This is a genomic window from Stenotrophomonas sp. YJH_SMC_10 (assembly GCF_059371555.1).
Map to the genome: position 1 here is coordinate 1 of NZ_JCAFUS010000004.1, position 17,878 is coordinate 17,878.

Here is a 17,878-nt window from a genome sequence, read left to right on the forward strand (position 1 = left end):
TTACGCTGGCCTGAAGGCCAAGGGCAAAGCGAGCAAGGTGGCGCTCGTGGCGGTCATGCGCAAAATGCTGGTGATCCTAAACGCCCGTAAGCGGGACGCCGAGGTGGCCCTCGGCTGCCCCTGACAAGACAGTTGCTACTCGGCGGCACCGGCTACGGGCGCATGCCAGATCCGCTGCCACATCACGGCCAGCCGGCGACCGGCGTCGGCGCGCGCGGCCGGGCTGCGGTAATCCATCCGCACCTGCTCGGGAACGATCGCCCGCCACTGCCCGTCGGCTTGCTCGGCCACGACGAAGTTGAAGGTGTAGTCCGGCTCCAGGCCCATGCGCAGGTCACTCAGCACCAGCCGGCCGTCCACCACCCGTGCACGCATGAAGCCGCGGTTGAACCACTGCAGCTGCTGCACCGCCGGGATGTCTCCCGCTTCGCGCAAGGCCTGCACGTTGGACGCATGGCCTTCGAACCGCATCGGCCCGTGGTCGGCCACCAGCGAGCGATCACCCACCACGTAGCCGTTGGGCGTCATCGCCACCACCCGCCACAGCAGGGTGTTGAACGGCATCGGCACCGAGAAGCGCGGCGCATCGCCCAGGCCCATCGCGGCCAGGCTCTGCTGCGCGGCACGGTCGACCTGCGCCTTGGCGATCAGGCCCCAGCCCAGGTAGCCACTGCTGATCAGCAGCGCCACGCCCAGCACCTTGCCCACCCACGGCCGGGCGTGGCCAAACCAGGCCAGCACGCAGCCCAGCAGCAGCCACACCGTATAACCCGGGTCGATGATGAAGACACTGGAACCCATGGTCGGGTGTGGCCGCAACGGCCACCACAGCTGCGTGCCATACACGGTGAACGCATCGAGCACGGGATGGGTGACCAGCGCCAGCTGGATCGCCCAGAACCAGCGCACGGGTGACTGTGCGACCCGACCGTTGCCGAAGCGCTTGAACAGCCACCAGACCAGCGCCGCCACCCAGGGCAGCACCAGCAGCGAATGGCTGAAGCTGCGGTGCTCGATCATGTTCACCACCGGGTCGGCTGCGGTGAAGCCGAGCCACAGGGCGTCGAGGTCCGGCAGGGTGCCAAGCGCGGCACCGGCCAGCAGGGCCGCGCGGCGATGGCCGGGCGGAGCGATGGCAGCAGCGACGGCGCCGCCGAGCACGATCTGGGTCAATGAATCCATGGCCTGATGCTAGCCGCTTGCGGGCGCGCCGTCTCACTCCCGGACACCGCTTCTGTAGAGTCGACTGCCAGTCGACTGCTCTTCCATCAGGTTGCGGAAACCGCGCGCTACGCGCGACAGTCGACGCTACGGAAACGGGTCATGCTGCCTGCGACAAGCGCGCGCCTGGCAGTTCCGCCAGGGTCTGGCCGTTGTGGTCCAGCAGGCGCAGCGCGCCATCATGGTCTTCGGCCAGTGCGGTCAGGCTCTCCACCCAGTCACCATCGTTGGCATAGACCAGGCCATCGCGTTCGAGCAGTGCGGCACGATGGATGTGGCCACAGACGATGCCGTCCAGGCCACGCCGGCGCACGTCGTCCAGCCCGGCCTGCACGAAGCGCTCGATGTAGCGTTCAGCGGCCCCGCTGCGCTTCTTCAGGAACTCCGACAGCGACCAGTAGCGCATGCCCAGCCGCCGCCGCACTGCATTCAAGGCCTGGTTGCCGGTCAGGATGCGGTAGTACAGCCAGTCGCCGAACTTTTCCTGCAGGCCGCCGAAGTGGGTCACGCCGTCGTACTCGTCGCCGTGCGCGACCAGCAACCGGCGGCCATCGGCGGTCACGTGGATGGCGCGGCGGCGTACCTGCATGGCCGGCAGCATCACCCCGCAGACGTGACGCAGCGATGCGTCATGGTTTCCGGGAATGTAGATGATCTCGGTACCGGCACGGCGCAGCGCGTGCAGGGCCTGGATGACGTCGCTGTGCGACTGCCGCCAGTGGGCGCGGCGATGCGCCATCCACCACAGGTCGATGATGTCGCCGACCAGGTACAGCCGTTCGCAGCGCAGCTGCGACAGGAACCGTGCCAGCTCGGTGGCATGGCAATGACGTGAACCCAGGTGCACGTCGGAGACGAACACTGCGCGCCGGTGCGGCGACAGGTTCGCCAGCGTGCTCATGCCGGCGTCCCCGCGTCGCGCAGATAGCGTTTGCGCTTGTTTGGCCGGATCGCGCACAGGTCCACTTCGATCAGGCCGTCGATCGAATCGCTGAAGTCCGGGTCGACGCCGAACGCAAGGAAACGTGCGCCGCCGGGTTCGCACAGATCGGTGTACTGCCGGTACAGCGTCGGCACGCCGGTGCCGAGCGCGGCCAGGTTGGCCTTGAGCACATCGAAGGCTGCGCCTGCATCCAGCTCGCCGAAACTGGGCGGCGCGGCGAAGTACTGGAACGGACGGTTCGATTCGGCCAGGCCGGCGCTACCGCTGTAGTAGCGCTGGTAGTACGCCACCAGCTGCTCGCGTGCCTCGCGCGGCAGCGCCGCGCTGATCGACACGGCGCCGAACAGGTAGCGGATGCCGGGCCGGCACTGCAGGTAGGCGCCGATGCCCTGCCACAGGTAATCCAGGCTGCGGCTGCCCCAGTAGTCGGGCACCACGAAGCTGCGGCCCAGTTCCAGGCCCTCGGCGATGTGGGTGATCGCATCGTCGGAATAGCGGAACAGGGACGCGCTGTAGAGCCCGGACAGGCCGTGCCGGGCCAGGGCCTGCGCGCCGCGCATGATCCGGTAGGCACCGGCGATGCGCTGCGCGGCCGCGTCCCAGATCACGATGTGCTCGTACCGTGGGTCGTAGTCGTCCAGGTCGCGGCTGCGCCCGGTGCCCTCGCCGACCTGGCGGAAGGTCAGCTCGCGCAGGCGGCCCAGCTCCAGCAGCAGCGGGGAATCGGCGGTGCAGGTGGCCAGCAGGATCTGCTTGCCATCGGCGGTCTGGCCCAGCTGGGTCGCTGCGGCAATGCCGGCGGCGACCCGCGAAGGCGGCACCGGCGCCGCCAACGGCTCGGGGCCGGTGAACGCAGCGGCAGGGTCGGCCGCGCCGTTGCGGCCCAGCGCGTACAGCGCACGGCGCACGGCCAGCAGCTGCGTGCCCGGGTCACCGCCCTTGCCCAGCTGCATCGGCTCGCCGATGCTCAGCCGCAGCGGGCGGCCACGACGGGTGAACATCTCACGTGCCAGCAGCGCGGTACCGGCCGGCTTGAACAGGGTCGAGGCGCCGTAGAACAGCGCCGAGTTGCGCGCCTCCACCCGTACCGGCAGCACCGGTGCCCCGGCGGCGCGGGCAAAGCGGACGAACCCGCGCTGCCAGCGGCCATCGCGGATGCCGCGCAGCGACAGGCGCGAGACCTCGCCGGCCGGGAACACGATCACGCACTGCTCGGCAGCCAACGCCTGCTCCACCGCATGCAGGCTGCCGCGCTGCGCCTTGCCGCCGAGGATGCGCACCGGCAGCAGCAGATCCTGCAGCGGTGCGATCGCCCCCAGCAGGTCATTGGCCACGATCCGCACGTCGCGGCGTATACGGCCGACCGCGTCCAGCAGCGCCAGCGCATCCAGGGCTCCGGAAGGGTGGTTGGCGACGATCAGCAGGCGGCCGGTGGCCGGAATCCTGGCCAGCGCGGCCGGATCCACCTGGTACTGGCCACCGATGAATTCCAGGCCGGCGGCGACGAAGCCGAAGCCGCGCAATCCCGCACTGCGCTGCAGGAAGGCTTCGATCTGGTCCAGCCGCGACCAGCGGCCGACGCTGCGCAGCAACGGCCGCGCCAGTTGGCCGCGACGGCCGTGGAACCAGTCGGGGAAACGTTGCTGGAGGCGCTGTTCGAGTTCCTGCATGGCGGATCCACGGATGCCCGGCGGCCGGATTGGCCGACAGCCTGCGCTCGCCAGGCGGCAGCCAGATGGCGGTTTCGGGGCAGAACGATGACGCCCGCCCCCTGCCGACGGACCCGCGACCTGCGCGGCCGGCCCCGGCAGCCCCCGCCCCGCTGTCACGCTGGTGGAACACTGGGCCCCGCGCCCGGGGCCCAATCCCGCTGGGACAGGCCCTGCAGGCCGACACGGGCTTAACCACCGGCAACCGGTACAGGTTCACAATGCACAGGCGGCGCACCCCGTGTATCATGCGCGCCCATCTTTCCATCCGAATCAAGGGATATTACGCCTGATGTCCAGCTATCTCTTCACCTCCGAGTCGGTCTCCGAAGGCCATCCGGACAAGGTTGCCGACCAGATCTCCGATGCGGTGCTGGACGCGATCCTGACCCAGGACCAGCGCGCCCGCGTGGCCTGCGAGACCATGGTCAAGACCGGCGTTGCCATCGTGGCCGGCGAAATCACCACCAGCGCCTGGATCGACCTGGAAGCGCTGACCCGCAAGGTCATCACGGACATCGGCTATGACAGCTCCGACGTCGGCTTCGACGGCGCCACCTGCGGCGTGCTGAACCTGATCGGCAAGCAGTCGCCGCACATCGCCCAGGGCGTGGACCGCAAGAAGCCGGAAGAAATGGGCGCGGGCGACCAGGGCCTGATGTTCGGCTATGCCACCAACGAGACCGACAGCTACATGCCGGCCGCGATCCACCTGTCGCACCGCCTGGTCGAGCAGCAGGCCAAGATCCGCAAGAAGAAGAACTCGCCGCTGTCGTGGCTGCGCCCGGACGCCAAGAGCCAGGTCACCCTGCGCTATGAGAACGGCGTGGTCTCGGCCATCGACGCCGTGGTCCTGTCGACCCAGCACGCCCCGGGCATCAAGCAGAAGGACCTCATCGAGGCCGTCCGCGAAGAGATCATCAAGCCGGTGCTGCCGGCCAAGTGGCTGCACAAGGGCACCAAGTTCCACATCAACCCGACCGGCAAGTTCGAGATCGGCGGCCCGGTGGGCGACTGCGGCCTGACCGGCCGCAAGATCATCGTCGACACCTACGGCGGCTGGGCCCGTCACGGTGGTGGCGCGTTCTCCGGCAAGGACCCGTCCAAGGTCGACCGTTCGGCGGCCTACGCGGCCCGCTACGTCGCCAAGAACGTGGTCGCCGCCGGCCTGGCCGACCGTTGCGAAGTGCAGGTCTCCTACGCCATCGGCGTGGCTGAGCCGACCTCGATCTCGGTCACCACCTTCGGCACCGGCAAGATCAGCGACGACAAGATCGAGAAGCTGATCCGCAAGCACTTCGACCTGCGCCCGTACGGCATCATCAAGATGCTGGACCTGATCCACCCGATGTACCAGCAGACCGCGGCCTATGGCCACTTCGGCCGCAAGCCGAAGGAGTTCAGCTACCTCAACGGCGAAGGCGAGACCGTCAACGCCACGGCCTTCTCCTGGGAGAAGACCGACCGCGCCGCCGCCCTGCGCGCCGATGCGAAGCTGAAGTAAGACAGACGAAGGGCCGCGCAAGCGGCCCTTCTCTTTTCTGGTAGAGCCGGCCGCTGGCCGGCTTTTTCATGGCCTCCGGAAACAATCGCGCGGTTGCCGGCCAGCGGCCGGCCCTACCCGGTTGCCGATACAATCGCCCCATGTCGACCGAACTGAAAACCCACCAGCTGTCCATGACCGTGCTGATGTCGCCGGAGATGGCCAATTTCTCCGGCAAGGTCCACGGCGGTGCCATCCTGCGCCTGCTCGACCAGGTCGCCTACGCCTGCGCCAGCCGTTACGCCGGCAGCTACGTGGTCACCCTGTCGGTGGACCAGGTGATGTTCCGCCAGCCCATCGCGGTGGGCGAGCTGGTCACCTTCCTGGCCTCGGTGAATTACACCGGCACCTCGTCGATGGAGATCGGCATCAAGGTGGTGGCCGAGGACATCCTCAAGCGCAGCGTGCGCCACGCCAACAGCTGCTTCTTCACCATGGTGGCGGTGGATGAGGAAGGCCGGCCGACGCCCGTCCCGTCCTTGCAGCCGGCAACATCCGACGAAAAACGCCGCCAGGCCGCAGCACAGATCCGCCGCCAGCTGCGCCAGGAAATGGAACAGCGCCACCTGGAACTGCTGGCGTCGAATCCGCCGTCGCCGGAAGAATGAGGTAGTGCCGGGCGCTGGCCGGCAACCTCGTGCGTGCCGCGAAACATCATGAGGTTGCCGGCCAGCGGCCGGCACTACCGCGACACCTCAACCGGTGTTCTGCACACCCTGCGAAACGCCGTTCACGCACGCCACCAGCGCGCGCAGCAGATCGTCATCCTCGCGCCCGCTGGCCCGCCAGCGCTGCAGCAGGTCGACCTGCAGCACGCTGATCGGGTCGACGTAGGGATTGCGCAGGCGGATCGACAATGCCAGACGCGCATCGTGGTCCAGCAGCGTCTGCTGGCCCATCAACGCCAGCAGCCAGTGCCGGGTGAGTTCCAGTTCGCGCTGCACCTGCGGGAAGAACCGGCCGTGCAGGTCGCCCGACAACCGCGAGAACTGCTCGGCGATGGTGATATCGCCCTTGGACAGCACCATCGCGATGTCGTCCAGGAAGGTGCGGAAAAACGGCCAGTCTCGCGCCATGTCGCGCAGGGTCTGTTCGTGGCCGGCATCGACCGCCGCCTGCAGGCCGCTGCCCACGCCGTACCAGCCGGGAATGACGGCACGCGCCTGGCTCCAGGCGAACACCCACGGAATCGCACGCAGGTTGCCCAGCGCGGCATCCTGGCCGAGCCGGCGCGACGGCCGCGAGCCCAGCGTCATCCGCTCGATCACGTCGATCGGCGTGGCGGTACGGAAGTAATCCATGAAACCGGCCTGTCCAACGAAGGCGCGATACACCTCGCTGCTGGCAGAGGCGACCGCGTCCATCACCGGCCGCCAGTCGTCCTCGCGGGGTTCGGCGGCACGCGGGCGCAGGCTGGCGCGCAGCACCGCACCGGTGGCCTGTTCCAGCGACCGCAGCGCCAGCGCACGGATGCCGTACTTGCGGTGGATCACCTCGCCCTGCTCGGTCACCCGCAGGCGGCCATCGATGCTGCCGCGCGGCGACGCATCGACCGCATGCGTGGTCTTGCCGCCACCGCGGCTGATCGAGCCGCCACGGCCATGGAAGAAGGTCAGGCGGATGCCCGCCTCGGCTGCCACCTCCAGCAGTTCCACCTGCGCACGTTGCAGGCCCCAGCGCGAGGCGGCGATGCCACCGTCCTTGCTGCTGTCCGAATAGCCGAGCATCACCATCTGCACGTCCTCGCGCGCACGCAGGTGAGCGCGGTACACCGGATCGGCCAGCAGGTCACGCAGGGTCGCCGTGCCGCGCTTGAGGTCGTCCACCGTCTCGAACAGCGGCGCGATGTCCAGCGGGACTGATCCATTGCCTTCCACCAGCCCGCCACGGCGCGCCAGCGCCAGCACCGCCAGCACGTCGCTGCGGTCGTGTGCCATCGAGATGATGTAGCTGCCCAGCGCGTCACCACCGTGGCGCGCACGCGCATCGGCCAGTGCGGCGAACACCGCGTCCAGGCGCCGGTTGCCTTCGTCGTCGCCCTTCGGCAACGGGGCCTCACCGCTGGCATGCGGGGCCAGCAGGCGCGCGCGGCCCAAGGCATCCAGACCCTCCCACGTCGCGTCGCCGCCCAGCACTGCGGCCAGCGCGCGCGCATGCACGCTCGATTCCTGGCGCACGTCCAGCCGTGCCAGATGGAAGCCGAAGGTCTTCACCCGCCACAGCAGGCGTTGCACAGCGAAGCCACCGGCATGTTCACCGCGGTTCGCGCGTAGGCTGTCCAGGATCAGCTGTACGTCGTCGATCAGTTCGTCGGGACCGGCATAGGCGCCTTCGCCATCCTCCAGCGTAGCCTGCAGGCGTGCGCGCATGCGGTCGTTGAGCAGGCGGTACGGCATGTCCGCATGGCGCGGCCGCGGCTGCACCTGCGGCAGCAGCTGCTGGTAGTGCGCCACACGCGCCTGCAGCGCCTCGCTCACGCCCACCCGCTCGGTGGACTGGCTGAGCAGGCTGGCCAGCTGCAGCAGTTCCTTCTGGTAGCGCCCCAGCACTGCCTGCCGCTGCGCATCCAGCGTATTGCGGATGGTGTGCGCGTCCACGTTCGGGTTGCCGTCCATGTCGCCGCCCACCCAGGTACCGAAGCGCAGCAGGCGCGGCAGCGGCAGTTCCTCGCCGTAGGTATCACGCAGCGCCTGCTGCAGCGATTCGTACAGCACCGGAATCACCCGGTACAGCACCTGCACCAGGTAGAAGCCGACGTGCTCGCGCTCGTCGTCGACGGTGGGCCGCACCGGCGAGGAGTCGGTGGTCTGCCACGAAGCGGTCAGCGCCATGCGGAAGCGCGCGGCATCGGCGGCCGCCTCGCCCGGCGTGCGCTGGCCGTCGAGGTTGTCGACCAGGCTGGCCACCATCAGCTGCTCCTTCTCCAGCAACGCACGGCGCACGGCTTCGGTGGGATGCGCGGTGAACACCGGCTCGATGTCGATGCGCGGCAGCCACTGCGCCAGTTCGTCCAGCGTCACGCCCTGCGCCTTCAGGTGCTGCAGCGCATCCTGCAGGCCATCGGGCTGCGGCGCGGTGGTGCCCGCGCGCTGGTAATCGCGGCGGCGGCGGATGCGATGCACGCGCTCGGCGATGTTGACCACCTGGAAGTAGGTGCTGAACGCCCGCACCATGGTCTCGGCCTGCTGCGGCGTGCGCCCGGCCAGCCCTTCGGCCAGCTCCGACAGCGGCGCCTGGTTCTCGCGGCGGGCGATGGCGCGGGTGCGCACGTCCTCGACATCATCGAGGAACGCGGCCGATACCTGTTCGACCAGCAGGTCGCCGACCAGTGCGCCGAGCCGGCGCACGTCATCGCGAAGCGGAAGATCGGGAGAAGCAAACTCGATGCTGCTGCGGTACTCGTTCATCGGCGACGCACAGGCCTCGGTCAACGGATCCAGACCCCAAGCCTATCCCAGATCGGGCGTCGTGCTGCGATGCAAAAATGGTTTCATCTGGTAGTGCCGGCCGCCGGCCGGCAACCTCAGGGGGCGTGGGTCCATGAGGTTGCCGGCCGGCGGCCGGCACTGCCCGGTCCGGTCAGCGCTTCTTCTTCGCCGTGCCCTGCGCGGCCGGGCCGATGGTCTGCTCCAGCCAGCGCTCGCTCTCGGCCAGCATGGTCATGATCGATTCGCGTGCGCGGTAGGCATGCGATTCGTTGGGCAGCATCACCAGCCGCGCGGTGCCACCCAGGCCCTTCACCGCGGCGAACATGCGCTCGCTCTGGATCGGGAACGTGCCGGAGTTGTTGTCGTCCACGCCGTGGATGAACAGGATCGGATCCTTGATCCTGTCGGCGTAGTTGAACGGCGCCATCTTCTGGTAGACGTCCTGTGCCTGCCAGTAGTTGCGTTCCTCGGCCTGGAAGCCGAACGGCGTGAGCGTGCGGTTGTAGGCGCCGCTGCGTGCGATGCCGGCCTTGAACAGGCGGGTGTGTGCCAGCAGGTTGGCGGTCATGAATGCACCATAGGAATGGCCGCCGATGGCGATGTGGTCGCGATCGGTCACGCCACGGCGCACCACCTCATCCACCGCGGCCTGCGCGTTGGCGACCAGCTGTTCGATATAGGTGTCGTTCGGCTCCTTGTCGCCCTCGCCGATGATCGGCATCGACGGGCTGGCCAGCACCACGTAGCCCTTGGCCAGGAACGCCTGCGGGCCCCAGTAGCTGATCGCATTGAAGCGGTACGGCGAATCGGTGACCTGGCTGGCCGCGGCCGCGCTCTTGAACTCGCCCGGGTAGGCCCACATCAGCAGCGGGCGCGGGCCATCGCGCTTCGGGTCGTAGCCCGGCGGCAGCAGCAGGGTCGCGGTCAGGTCGACGCCATCCTTGCGCTTGTAGCGGATCTGCTCCTTCTGCACGCCCTTCAGCTGCGGCAGCGGATGGGCAAAGTGGGTCAGTGCGCGCGGCGCGGCGCTGGCATCGGCTAGCGACTGCACGAAGAAATTGGCCGGCTCGTCCGGGCTCTCACGGCTCAGCAGCAGCGAGCTGCCCTGGTTGTCCAGCAGTGCCACCGGCAGCGAATAGCTCGGCGCCTGCGAGTGGAACAGGCGCGTCGCCTTGCCCGTGGCGAGGTCGAAGCGATCCACGAACGGACGGTCGCCTTCCGGCGACGCGCCAGCACCGGCCAGGTACAGGCTGCCGCCATCGGGGCTGGTCTGCAGCAGCGAACGGCCGCGCGCGTCGCTGGCCAGCAGCGGCCGGCCCGGATCGGCGTAGCGGTCCTGCGCATCGCGATCCCACAGCAGGCGCGGTTCGGCGCTGGCAGTGTCCGGGGCGATCAGCCAGGTCTTGGTCCTGCGGGTCTTCCACCACGATTCGGTCAGCACGGCCAGGTCACCGCGGCCCCAGCTGATGCCGGCCAGGCGGCTGCCCAGCTGGGCCAGCGTCACCGGCGGCTTGTCGAACGGCGCGGCCTGCATCAGCACCGCGTCGCGCACCTTCGCGTCCCTGTTCGGGTCGCCACCATCCTGCGCTTCGGCCCAGACCAGGGTGGCATCGGCATCCCCCCGCCAGCTGATGTCGCGCACGCCGGTCACTTCGGCATCGTTGCCGGTCGGCAGGCCTTCCACCAGCGGCCGCACCGCCACGGTGTGCACCAGCGTGCCGCTGGCGCGGTCGATCACTTCGATGCGGCGCGGGAAGCTGCTCACCGGCACCACGTAGGAATACGGGCGCTGCACCGGCTGGCGCAGCACGAAGCGGCCATCGGGCGACACCGAGAAGCCCATGAAGATGCCGGCCGCACCGATCGCGCGGGTGCGCCCGTCCAGGCTGACTTCCACCGGCTGGGTGGTGGCGTAGTAGTCGAACTGGCGCGCATCGGCTTCGTTCTTCAGCAGGTCCTGGTAGGTCCGGATCGACACGACGCCGCCATCCTGGCGGGTCTGCTGCACGGCCGGGCCGGTCGGGATGCCGTCGGCGGCCGGGGCGGGCCCCAGGTTCGCCGGGCGGGTGAACACCACCAGCCCCCGACTGTCCGGCAGCCACTGGTAGCCACTGCCGATGACGGTGTTCAGGCCCGCAACCAGGCGGCGGGCGCTGCCGGCGGCCACGTCCACCAGCCACAGTTCGTTGGCGCCGCTGGTGGCGTCGACCTGGTTGAAAGCGAGCCACTTCTGGTCCGGCGACCACATCAGGCTGGCGATCGACAGCGTGGCCGGCAGGCCGCTGATCGGCCGTTCCCTGCCATCGGCCACGTTCATCAGCCACAGCTTCTCGCCGAAGCTGAAGCGGCTGTCGGAGAACGTGCGCGGGTTGATGCGCAGGCCGGCCAGCTTCAACTCCGGTTGCGCCACCACCTGGATCGACGGCAGCGACGGCATCTGCATCATCGCGGCCACGTCGCGGCGCGGCGACAGGAACAGCGACGGCGCGCGCGGCGCATCGACCACCGCCTGCAACGCCGCCGAGGGCAGTTCGTAGCCGGTGACGCCCTGGGCCTGCGCTGCAGCAGGCTGCGGCGCCAGCGCCCATGCCAGCGGGGCCACCGCCAGCAGTCCCATCGACAGGACCAGGCCGGTCCAGCGCCGCGTACGGCGCGCGTGCATGCTCATCGTTCCACCTGTGTGATGCGTGAAAACACCGACCTTAACAGCCCATGCACGCTTGCCCACCTGCCGATGGTTGGGTCATCCGGATGTCATGGCGAGGCCGCGATATAATGGGGGTTCTCCCCTGCCGAGGGGCGCTGCGACCGGATCCCCCGAGGCCCGGCCAGGCTCGGTAAGGTGGCTTTGTAACAACGGCGCCCGGCCAGATGCGAGCACCCGCTCGCCCACAACCGGAGCACATCAATGAACGCTGTTGCCAAGACCTTCTCCACCGAAGGTGATTACAAGATCCGCGACATCACGCTGGCCGACTGGGGCCGCAAGGAACTGGACATCGCCGAGCACGAGATGCCGGGCCTGATGTCGATCCGCCGCAAGTACCAGGCCGAGCTGCCGCTGAAGGGCGTGCGCGTGACCGGCTCGCTGCACATGACCATCCAGACCGCGGTGCTGATCGAGACCCTGAAGGACATCGGCGCCGACGTGCGCTGGGCCTCGTGCAACATCTTCTCGACCCAGGACCACGCCGCTGCCGCCATCGCCGCCACCGGCACCCCGGTGTTCGCCTGGAAGGGCGAGACCCTGGAGGAGTACTGGGACTGCACCCTGGACGCGCTGACCTTCACCCTGGCCGACGGCACCCTGACCGGCCCGGAGCTGGTGGTGGACGACGGTGGTGACGTGACCCTGCTGATCCACAAGGGCTACGAGCTGGAAAACGGCAGCGACTGGGTCAACACCGCCTCGTCCTCGCACGAAGAACAGGTCATCAAGAACCTGCTCAAGCGCGTGGCCAAGGAGCGCCCGGGTTACTGGGGCCGCGTGGTCAAGGACTGGAAGGGCGTCTCCGAAGAGACCACCACCGGCGTGCACCGCCTGTACCAGCTGGCCCAGGCCGGCACCCTGCTGATCCCGGCGATCAACGTCAACGACTCGGTCACCAAGAGCAAGTTCGACAACCTGTACGGCTGCCGCGAGTCGCTGGCCGATGGCCTGAAGCGCGCGATGGACGTGATGCTGGCCGGCAAGGTGGCCGTGGTCTGCGGCTACGGCGACGTCGGCAAGGGCTGCGCCGCCTCGCTGCGTGCCTACGGCGCGCGCGTGATCGTCACCGAGATCGACCCGATCTGCGCCCTGCAGGCGGCGATGGAAGGCTACGAAGTCAACACCATCGAATCGACCCTGGGCCGTGCCGACCTGTACGTCACCACCACCGGCAACCGCGACATCATCCGCATCGAGCACCTGAGCGCGATGAAGGACCAGGCCATCGTCTGCAACATCGGCCACTTCGACAACGAGATCCAGGTCGACGCACTGGTGTCCTACCCGGGCATCAAGCACGTCAACATCAAGCCGCAGGTGGACAAGTACATCTTCCCGAACGGCAATGCGATCTTCCTGCTGGCCGAAGGCCGCCTGGTGAACCTGGGCTGCGCCACCGGCCACCCGAGCTTCGTGATGTCCAACAGCTTCGCCAACCAGACCCTGGCACAGATCGACCTGTGGGCGAACAAGGACAGCTACGAGAAGAAGGTCTACCTGCTGCCGAAGAAGCTGGACGAGGAAGTGGCTCGCCTGCACCTGGAAAAGATCGGCGTGAAGCTGACCACCCTGACCCAGGACCAGGCCGACTACATCGGCGTGCCGGTGGAAGGCCCGTTCAAGCCGGACCACTACCGCTACTGATGCCCTGCGCGGTGCCGGCCAGCGGCCGGCACTACCGGTGCATGCAAAGAACGGAACGGGCGCCTTGGGGCGCCCGTTCTGCGTTTGCGTGCGGCCGGGCACCGCGCATCCTCACCCGGGGCGGCAACAATAGCCTCGGTCAAGGCACGGCCCCCGCCGCACGCTACGATGCCTGCATGACCCCGGCCATCAACCTGCTCAAGCGCGAGAAGATCGCCCACACCGTGCGCAGCTACGTGCACGACGCCCACGCCGAATCGTATGGCGGCGAAGCCGTCGACAAGCTCGGCCTCGACCCGGCCCAGGTGTTCAAGACCCTGCTGGCCAGTACCGAGGCCCACGAACTGCTGGTGGCGATCGTGCCGGTGGCCGGCCAGCTCGACCTGAAGGCGCTGGCCGAAGCGGCCGGCTGCAAGAAGTGCGAGATGGCCGCCGCCGACGCCGCACAGCGCGCGACCGGCTACCTGGTCGGCGGCATCAGCCCACTGGGGCAGAAGAAGCGCCTGCGCACGTTCCTGGACGCCAGCGCGCAGGCGTTGCCCACGCTGCACGTCAGCGCCGGCCGCCGTGGCCTGGAAGTGGAACTGGCGCCGGCCGACCTGCTGCGCCTGACCGCTGGCCACTTCGCCGCCATCGGCAAGGCACGCTGATGCGCTGGCCTTGGACTGCCCGCCCAATACCGCGGCTGGACGATGCGCAGGCCGATGTGCTGCTGCAGGACCTGCTGTCGCGCGACGCCGAGCGCATCACCGACGCCGCCCGCGTCGTCGCACGACTGTTCAGTGCACCGTCGCTGGACGCATTGGCCGCGCATGTGGACCTGATCGAACGCAGCTGCCAGGGCATCGCTTTCGGCGGCATGCTGATCAGCAACCAGGCGCATCTGGAGGCGGCCCTGAAACGGCTGCGGTACTGGCAGGCGCACGCAGGCTGCCTGTGCGCGCTCAATCCCGGCTACCCGTTCTTCGATCCGCGCCGCCTGATCGAACAAGGGCAGATGCAGCTGCTCGCGTTGCAGGCGGCCGAGGAGGGTTGGGGCGATTGCCACAACGTTGCCTGCACGCACTGCGGCCAGCATTGGCAGGCCATCGACCGCGAGTACCACTACCCGTGGTGGGAGTGGAAAGCTGCCTGAAGGCCAGGCAGCCACGCATGGCGTGGCTCTACTGCGGTCTGTACATTCACGTGAGGCGTGGATGATCAATGTCGCTCAGGGCCGCCAGTTGGCGTTGTTCTCCCAGAACGCGACCGAGCGCCGGTAGGCCTCGCGGTCCAGTGGTACGCCGGAACCGCCCTCTTCCACACCCAGCGCATTGCGCATCATCGTGATCGGCGCCATCGGCACCTCTTCCGGTTCGGCGGTATAGATGCAACCGACGATGCCCCACTCGGCCTCGATCGGCGAGCCTTCCTTCGCCAGCTGCCCGGCGCTGTACAGGATCACCACCAGGTAGTTCGCACGCGGCGACTCCACGCCCTCGAACCAGCGCACCAGCACCGGCAGTTCGTCGCGATTGCGTGCCTCGTAACCACTGCGCAGCAGAGGGCGGTTGGCCTCGGTGATCGGCACGGTCAGGCAGCGCGTGCTGGTCCAGTTCTCGTAGACGAACAGTTTGCAGAACGGTGCATAGCCGTCCAGCACCTTCAGCGGCGCGTGCGCGTTGAGGTGCGCCTCGAACTGTTCGGCAGTGCAGTCCTGGATCGTGTTGCCACGCGGTACGCGCGGGAACAGGCGGGGACGGGCGAAATCGGTGAGGACGATGGACATGGCGCGGCGTGATCTGGGAATCCGCTGCACAGGGTAACCGCTGGCAGCGCCTACAGCGCCATCCGCTCGCGCAGCTCCCGCGCCTGCCGCCGCGACACCTCCACCTCGCTGCCATCCTCCAGCGTCAGGTCGTAGCCATCGCCGATGCTGGGCGCTATGCCGCGGATACGGCGCAGATTGACCAGCGTGTTGCGGTTGGCACGGAAGAACAGCTCCTGCGGCAGGCGAGCCTCCAGCGCGCTCAGGCTGCGGGTCAGCAACGCGTTCTGGTCGCGGAACCACAGCCGCGTGTAGTTGCCGTCCACCACCAGCCTGCGGATCTCCGAGACCGCGACGAACCAGCAGCGTTCGCCCTCGCGCACGAACACCTGGTCCTGCGCAGCCAGCGTGCTGCGCAGTGCCGGCGCCCCGCTCGCCCCTGCGTTGCGCTCGCGCGCGCGCTCCAGTGCTTCCAGCAGGCGCGGTGCCTCCACCGGCTTCACCAGATAGTCCAGCGCGTTGGCCTGGAACGCGCGCACCGCGTAGCTGTCATAGGCGGTGACGAAGACCACCGCCGGCACTGCCTCCAGGCCCTCCAGCACGTCGAAGCCGCTGCCGGAAGGCATCTGCACGTCCAGCAGCACCAGGTCCGGCGCCAGCGCGGCGATCGCCTCGCGTGCGGCGGGCACGTCGTCGGCTTCGCCGACGCACTGCACCCACGGCAGCGCCGACAACAGCGTACGCAGTTCCTGCCGCGCCAGCCGCGCATCATCCACGATCAACACGCGCAGCAGGCCACTCATTGTGGAATCTCCAGCAGGGCCTGCATGCGGTCGCCGACCGGCTGCAGCACGAATCGGCCACGCGTGCCCAACTGCGCATGCAGGTAGGCCAGGCCGACGCCATGGCCATGGGTGGGTTCGCTGCCGGTTGCACGTGGGTTCTCCACCTGCAACCGCAGCACGTCATTGTCCAGCGTGGCGCGGATCTGTACCTCGCCGCCGCCGGGGCGGCTGGCGATACCGTGCTTGATCGCGTTCTCCACCAGCAACTGCAACGCCATCGCCGGCAGCTGCGCCTGCGTGGCATCGGCATCGATCTGCTGCCGCACCTGCAGGCGCTGTTCGAAATGGACCGCCTCGATGGCCAGGTAATCGTCGACCACCGCCAGTTCCTCGGCCAACGTCACCTGCTCGCTGCGGTTGTGCGCCAGCGCCTGGCGCAGCGTGCGCGACAGCCGCGTGACCATGTCGCGCGCACGCTCGGGATCTTCCAGGATCAGCGCGCGCAGGTTGTTCAGCGCATTGAACATGAAGTGCGGATTGAGCCGCGCACGCAGCGCGTCACGTTCCAGCGCACTGCGTTCGGCTTCGGCGCGCAGGCGTGCCAGTTCGGCGCCGCGCACACGGCGAAGGCTGTGCAGGCTTGCCCAGAGCGCGGTCCACAGTGCCAGCATCACCGCGGTGGTGTACCAGTAGAGCAGCAGCGCCTTGGGGCTGAAGTCGGCCACCTGGCGACCGATGTCCACCCATCCCCAGGCCAGCGCTGCGTGCAACGCGATGTTCACCAGCACCTGTGCCAACGCAGCGCCTACGCCCACCGACAGCGCCAGTCGCAGCAGCAGCCCGGCGGTCCCGCGCGACCACCAGCCGGCGCCCAGGGCCAGGGCGCGGATGCCGCCGCTGCACGCGAACAGGGTCAGCGCCAGGCCGACCGTGATCAATGCACCCGCACTTCCGGCGTCGGCGAGGTAGGCATGCCGCAAGCCAAGTCCCGCGGCGCCATAAAGCGCCCATACCAGTGCATTGAGCAGCCAGAAGCGTACCGTCGAGGAGGAAGCCGGCATGTCCATTCCGAGGCGTGGTGAAACTCAGGGGTGGCGGTCGAGGAAGGCCTGCACCTGCCCGTGCAGCCAGCGCGGATCATCCCACATCAGGAAATGGAAACCCTGCGCGCTCATCGCGATCTGCACGCCCTGCAGCTTCGCGTACTGGGCCTGGAAGACGGCACGGGTGCTTTCCTCGGTGCCGCCCATCGGCTGGTAGCCGGCCCAGCTGCCGAGCACCAGTGTCGGTGCGGTGATCGACGCAATGCTGTCGCGAAGGTCGGTGGTCATGACCGCATGCATGGCATCGGCCGTGGTCTGGCGATCACTGGCGTCGCCCCAACGACCCAGTTCGGCCTGGCGCTGCGTATCGCGGGTCAGGCCCGGCAGGCCGGCCTTCAGCTGCGCCTGCCATTGCGCGGCGTCGGCGGCGAGCATGCCGCTGCGCAGCCGGTCGGCCATGGGCCGCACGCTGTCTGCGGTGGCACTCGGGTCACGCGCCGCAGGCAGGAACGGCAGTGCATCGACCACCACCAGTGCGCTGACCGCCGTCGGCTCGGCCTGCGCCATCTGCAGGCCCAACAGGCCCCCCAGGCTGTGGCCGATCACCGCCGGATGGTCCAGCTTCTGGTCATGCACATAGGCCAGCAGCTGGTCGCGCATGGCCGGAAGGAAATCCGCCGGCCGCGGGTCTGCCGGCGCGGCGCCGGCAAACCCCGGCAGCTGTACCAGGTGGCACTGCACATCCTTGAGGGCCCGGCAGGTCCCGCGCCAGACCTCGGCGCTGCTGTTGAGACCGGGGATCATCAGCAGCGGGCGGCCCTTGCCGACCACCTCGACCTGCACCTTGCCAGCGCTCGCGCCGGTGGCGGCATGTGCGGAACCGGAGCCCAGCACGGCCATCGCCATGCCGATCATCGCCAGTCGGGCCAGGGCGTTCATCGCGTACCAGAGTGCCAGCAAGATCTTCATCGTCTGCTCCTTCGTCGGGTGGGTGCTGCCGGGATGGGAACAGCGTGGCGCCGGCGCGGGGCCGCCGGTTGCGGTTCCGGAGCAACGGCCGGTCGCCGCCGCGAACGGTCGCGTGCCCCGGACGAGCGACCCTCAC

At 68.6% G+C, this 17,878-nt stretch carries 14 protein-coding genes, 1 pseudogene and 1 riboswitch; of the genes and pseudogenes, 6 read left to right on the top strand and 9 right to left on the bottom strand.

The features are described from left to right. Window positions 1–124, top strand: a pseudogene (locus AC5P9C_RS07500) (IS110 family transposase); the annotation flags it as partial. 11 nt (window positions 125–135) lie between these two features. Here AC5P9C_RS07500 and AC5P9C_RS07505 read toward each other — a convergent pair. The 3 genes from AC5P9C_RS07505 to olsF form a co-directional block, all read right to left on the bottom strand. Next, complete coding sequence (locus AC5P9C_RS07505) at window positions 136–1,182, bottom strand: metal-dependent hydrolase (protein ID WP_343543526.1); 1,047 nt, start codon at window positions 1,180–1,182, stop codon at window positions 136–138. 139 nt (window positions 1,183–1,321) lie between these two features. Continuing rightward, window positions 1,322–2,122 carry a UDP-2,3-diacylglucosamine diphosphatase gene (locus tag AC5P9C_RS07510; protein WP_150827554.1) on the bottom strand — a complete coding sequence of 267 codons (801 nt, stop codon included), beginning with the start codon at window positions 2,120–2,122 and terminating at the stop codon, window positions 1,322–1,324. Then, window positions 2,119–3,834: a bifunctional ornithine lipid synthase OlsF gene (gene olsF, locus AC5P9C_RS07515; RefSeq protein ID WP_343543525.1), complete on the bottom strand. Its 1,716-nt coding sequence runs from the start codon at window positions 3,832–3,834 to the stop codon at window positions 2,119–2,121. The genes AC5P9C_RS07510 and olsF overlap by 4 nt, the downstream gene beginning before the upstream one ends. A 331-nt stretch (window positions 3,835–4,165) precedes the next feature. On the opposite strand from olsF, the gene metK reads away from it, so the two are divergent. Both metK and AC5P9C_RS07525 read left to right on the top strand, forming a co-directional pair. Beyond that, window positions 4,166–5,377 (top strand): methionine adenosyltransferase, encoded by a 1,212-nt coding sequence (gene metK, locus AC5P9C_RS07520; protein WP_005408103.1) that lies wholly within the window; start codon window positions 4,166–4,168, stop codon window positions 5,375–5,377. 140 nt (window positions 5,378–5,517) lie between these two features. Then, window positions 5,518–6,024 (top strand): acyl-CoA thioesterase, encoded by a 507-nt coding sequence (locus tag AC5P9C_RS07525; protein WP_049468190.1) that lies wholly within the window; start codon window positions 5,518–5,520, stop codon window positions 6,022–6,024. Between the two features lie 87 nt (window positions 6,025–6,111). Here the strand turns inward: AC5P9C_RS07525 and ppc are convergent, their stop codons facing one another. After that, the gene (gene ppc / locus AC5P9C_RS07530; RefSeq protein ID WP_495205126.1) at window positions 6,112–8,823 is read right to left on the bottom strand and encodes a phosphoenolpyruvate carboxylase; all 2,712 of its coding nucleotides are present in this window, start codon (window positions 8,821–8,823) and stop codon (window positions 6,112–6,114) included. Window positions 8,824–8,995: 172 nt separating this feature from the next. Next, the gene (locus AC5P9C_RS07535; protein ID WP_495205127.1) at window positions 8,996–11,512 is read right to left on the bottom strand and encodes a S9 family peptidase; all 2,517 of its coding nucleotides are present in this window, start codon (window positions 11,510–11,512) and stop codon (window positions 8,996–8,998) included. A 120-nt stretch (window positions 11,513–11,632) separates the two neighbouring features. Continuing rightward, window positions 11,633–11,716, top strand: a riboswitch (S-adenosyl-L-homocysteine riboswitch). A 36-nt stretch (window positions 11,717–11,752) separates the two neighbouring features. On the opposite strand from AC5P9C_RS07535, the gene ahcY reads away from it, so the two are divergent. From ahcY to AC5P9C_RS07550, 3 genes are all read left to right on the top strand, one after another. Next, window positions 11,753–13,198 (top strand): adenosylhomocysteinase, encoded by a 1,446-nt coding sequence (ahcY, locus tag AC5P9C_RS07540; RefSeq protein WP_053462184.1) that lies wholly within the window; start codon window positions 11,753–11,755, stop codon window positions 13,196–13,198. A gap of 176 nt (window positions 13,199–13,374) precedes the next feature. Beyond that, a complete protein-coding gene (ybaK, locus tag AC5P9C_RS07545; protein ID WP_057494302.1) occupies window positions 13,375–13,848 on the top strand; it encodes a Cys-tRNA(Pro) deacylase in 474 nt (157 codons plus the stop codon). Then, a complete protein-coding gene (locus AC5P9C_RS07550) occupies window positions 13,848–14,333 on the top strand; it encodes a hypothetical protein (protein WP_182067965.1) in 486 nt (161 codons plus the stop codon). The genes ybaK and AC5P9C_RS07550 overlap by 1 nt, the downstream gene beginning before the upstream one ends. A 75-nt stretch (window positions 14,334–14,408) precedes the next feature. Here AC5P9C_RS07550 and AC5P9C_RS07555 read toward each other — a convergent pair whose 3' ends face one another. Genes AC5P9C_RS07555 through AC5P9C_RS07570 form a run of 4 tightly spaced genes read right to left on the bottom strand, consistent with a single transcriptional unit; the run spans window position 14,409 to window position 17,742 of the window. Beyond that, window positions 14,409–14,966 carry a DUF3228 family protein gene (locus tag AC5P9C_RS07555; RefSeq protein WP_049468200.1) on the bottom strand — a complete coding sequence of 186 codons (558 nt, stop codon included), beginning with the start codon at window positions 14,964–14,966 and terminating at the stop codon, window positions 14,409–14,411. Window positions 14,967–15,016: 50 nt separating this feature from the next. Further along, complete coding sequence (locus AC5P9C_RS07560) at window positions 15,017–15,748, bottom strand: LytR/AlgR family response regulator transcription factor (RefSeq protein WP_343542865.1); 732 nt, start codon at window positions 15,746–15,748, stop codon at window positions 15,017–15,019. Continuing rightward, entirely contained in the window at window positions 15,745–16,791 is a 1,047-nt protein-coding gene (locus tag AC5P9C_RS07565) for a sensor histidine kinase (protein WP_343542863.1), read from the bottom strand. The genes AC5P9C_RS07560 and AC5P9C_RS07565 overlap by 4 nt, the downstream gene beginning before the upstream one ends. A gap of 24 nt (window positions 16,792–16,815) precedes the next feature. After that, window positions 16,816–17,742 (bottom strand): alpha/beta fold hydrolase, encoded by a 927-nt coding sequence (locus AC5P9C_RS07570; RefSeq protein WP_343542861.1) that lies wholly within the window; start codon window positions 17,740–17,742, stop codon window positions 16,816–16,818. Window positions 17,743–17,878 lie beyond the last annotated feature (136 nt).

Excerpts from the sequence above, each read along its gene's own strand:
- AC5P9C_RS07565 (WP_343542863.1), bottom strand. The coding sequence starts at position 16,791 with ATGCCGGCTTCCTCCTCGACGGTACGCTTCTGGCTGCTCAATGCACTG.
- ybaK (WP_057494302.1), top strand. The coding sequence starts at position 13,375 with ATGACCCCGGCCATCAACCTGCTCAAGCGCGAGAAGATCGCCCACACC.
- AC5P9C_RS07535 (WP_495205127.1), bottom strand. The coding sequence starts at position 11,512 with ATGAGCATGCACGCGCGCCGTACGCGGCGCTGGACCGGCCTGGTCCTG.
- AC5P9C_RS07550 (WP_182067965.1), top strand. The coding sequence starts at position 13,848 with ATGCGCTGGCCTTGGACTGCCCGCCCAATACCGCGGCTGGACGATGCG.
- AC5P9C_RS07525 (WP_049468190.1), top strand. The coding sequence starts at position 5,518 with ATGTCGACCGAACTGAAAACCCACCAGCTGTCCATGACCGTGCTGATG.
- AC5P9C_RS07560 (WP_343542865.1), bottom strand. The coding sequence starts at position 15,748 with ATGAGTGGCCTGCTGCGCGTGTTGATCGTGGATGATGCGCGGCTGGCG.
- AC5P9C_RS07555 (WP_049468200.1), bottom strand. The coding sequence starts at position 14,966 with ATGTCCATCGTCCTCACCGATTTCGCCCGTCCCCGCCTGTTCCCGCGC.
- AC5P9C_RS07570 (WP_343542861.1), bottom strand. The coding sequence starts at position 17,742 with ATGAAGATCTTGCTGGCACTCTGGTACGCGATGAACGCCCTGGCCCGA.
- ppc (WP_495205126.1), bottom strand. The coding sequence starts at position 8,823 with ATGAACGAGTACCGCAGCAGCATCGAGTTTGCTTCTCCCGATCTTCCG.
- olsF (WP_343543525.1), bottom strand. The coding sequence starts at position 3,834 with ATGCAGGAACTCGAACAGCGCCTCCAGCAACGTTTCCCCGACTGGTTC.
- metK (WP_005408103.1), top strand. The coding sequence starts at position 4,166 with ATGTCCAGCTATCTCTTCACCTCCGAGTCGGTCTCCGAAGGCCATCCG.
- AC5P9C_RS07505 (WP_343543526.1), bottom strand. The coding sequence starts at position 1,182 with ATGGATTCATTGACCCAGATCGTGCTCGGCGGCGCCGTCGCTGCTGCC.
- ahcY (WP_053462184.1), top strand. The coding sequence starts at position 11,753 with ATGAACGCTGTTGCCAAGACCTTCTCCACCGAAGGTGATTACAAGATC.
- AC5P9C_RS07510 (WP_150827554.1), bottom strand. The coding sequence starts at position 2,122 with ATGAGCACGCTGGCGAACCTGTCGCCGCACCGGCGCGCAGTGTTCGTC.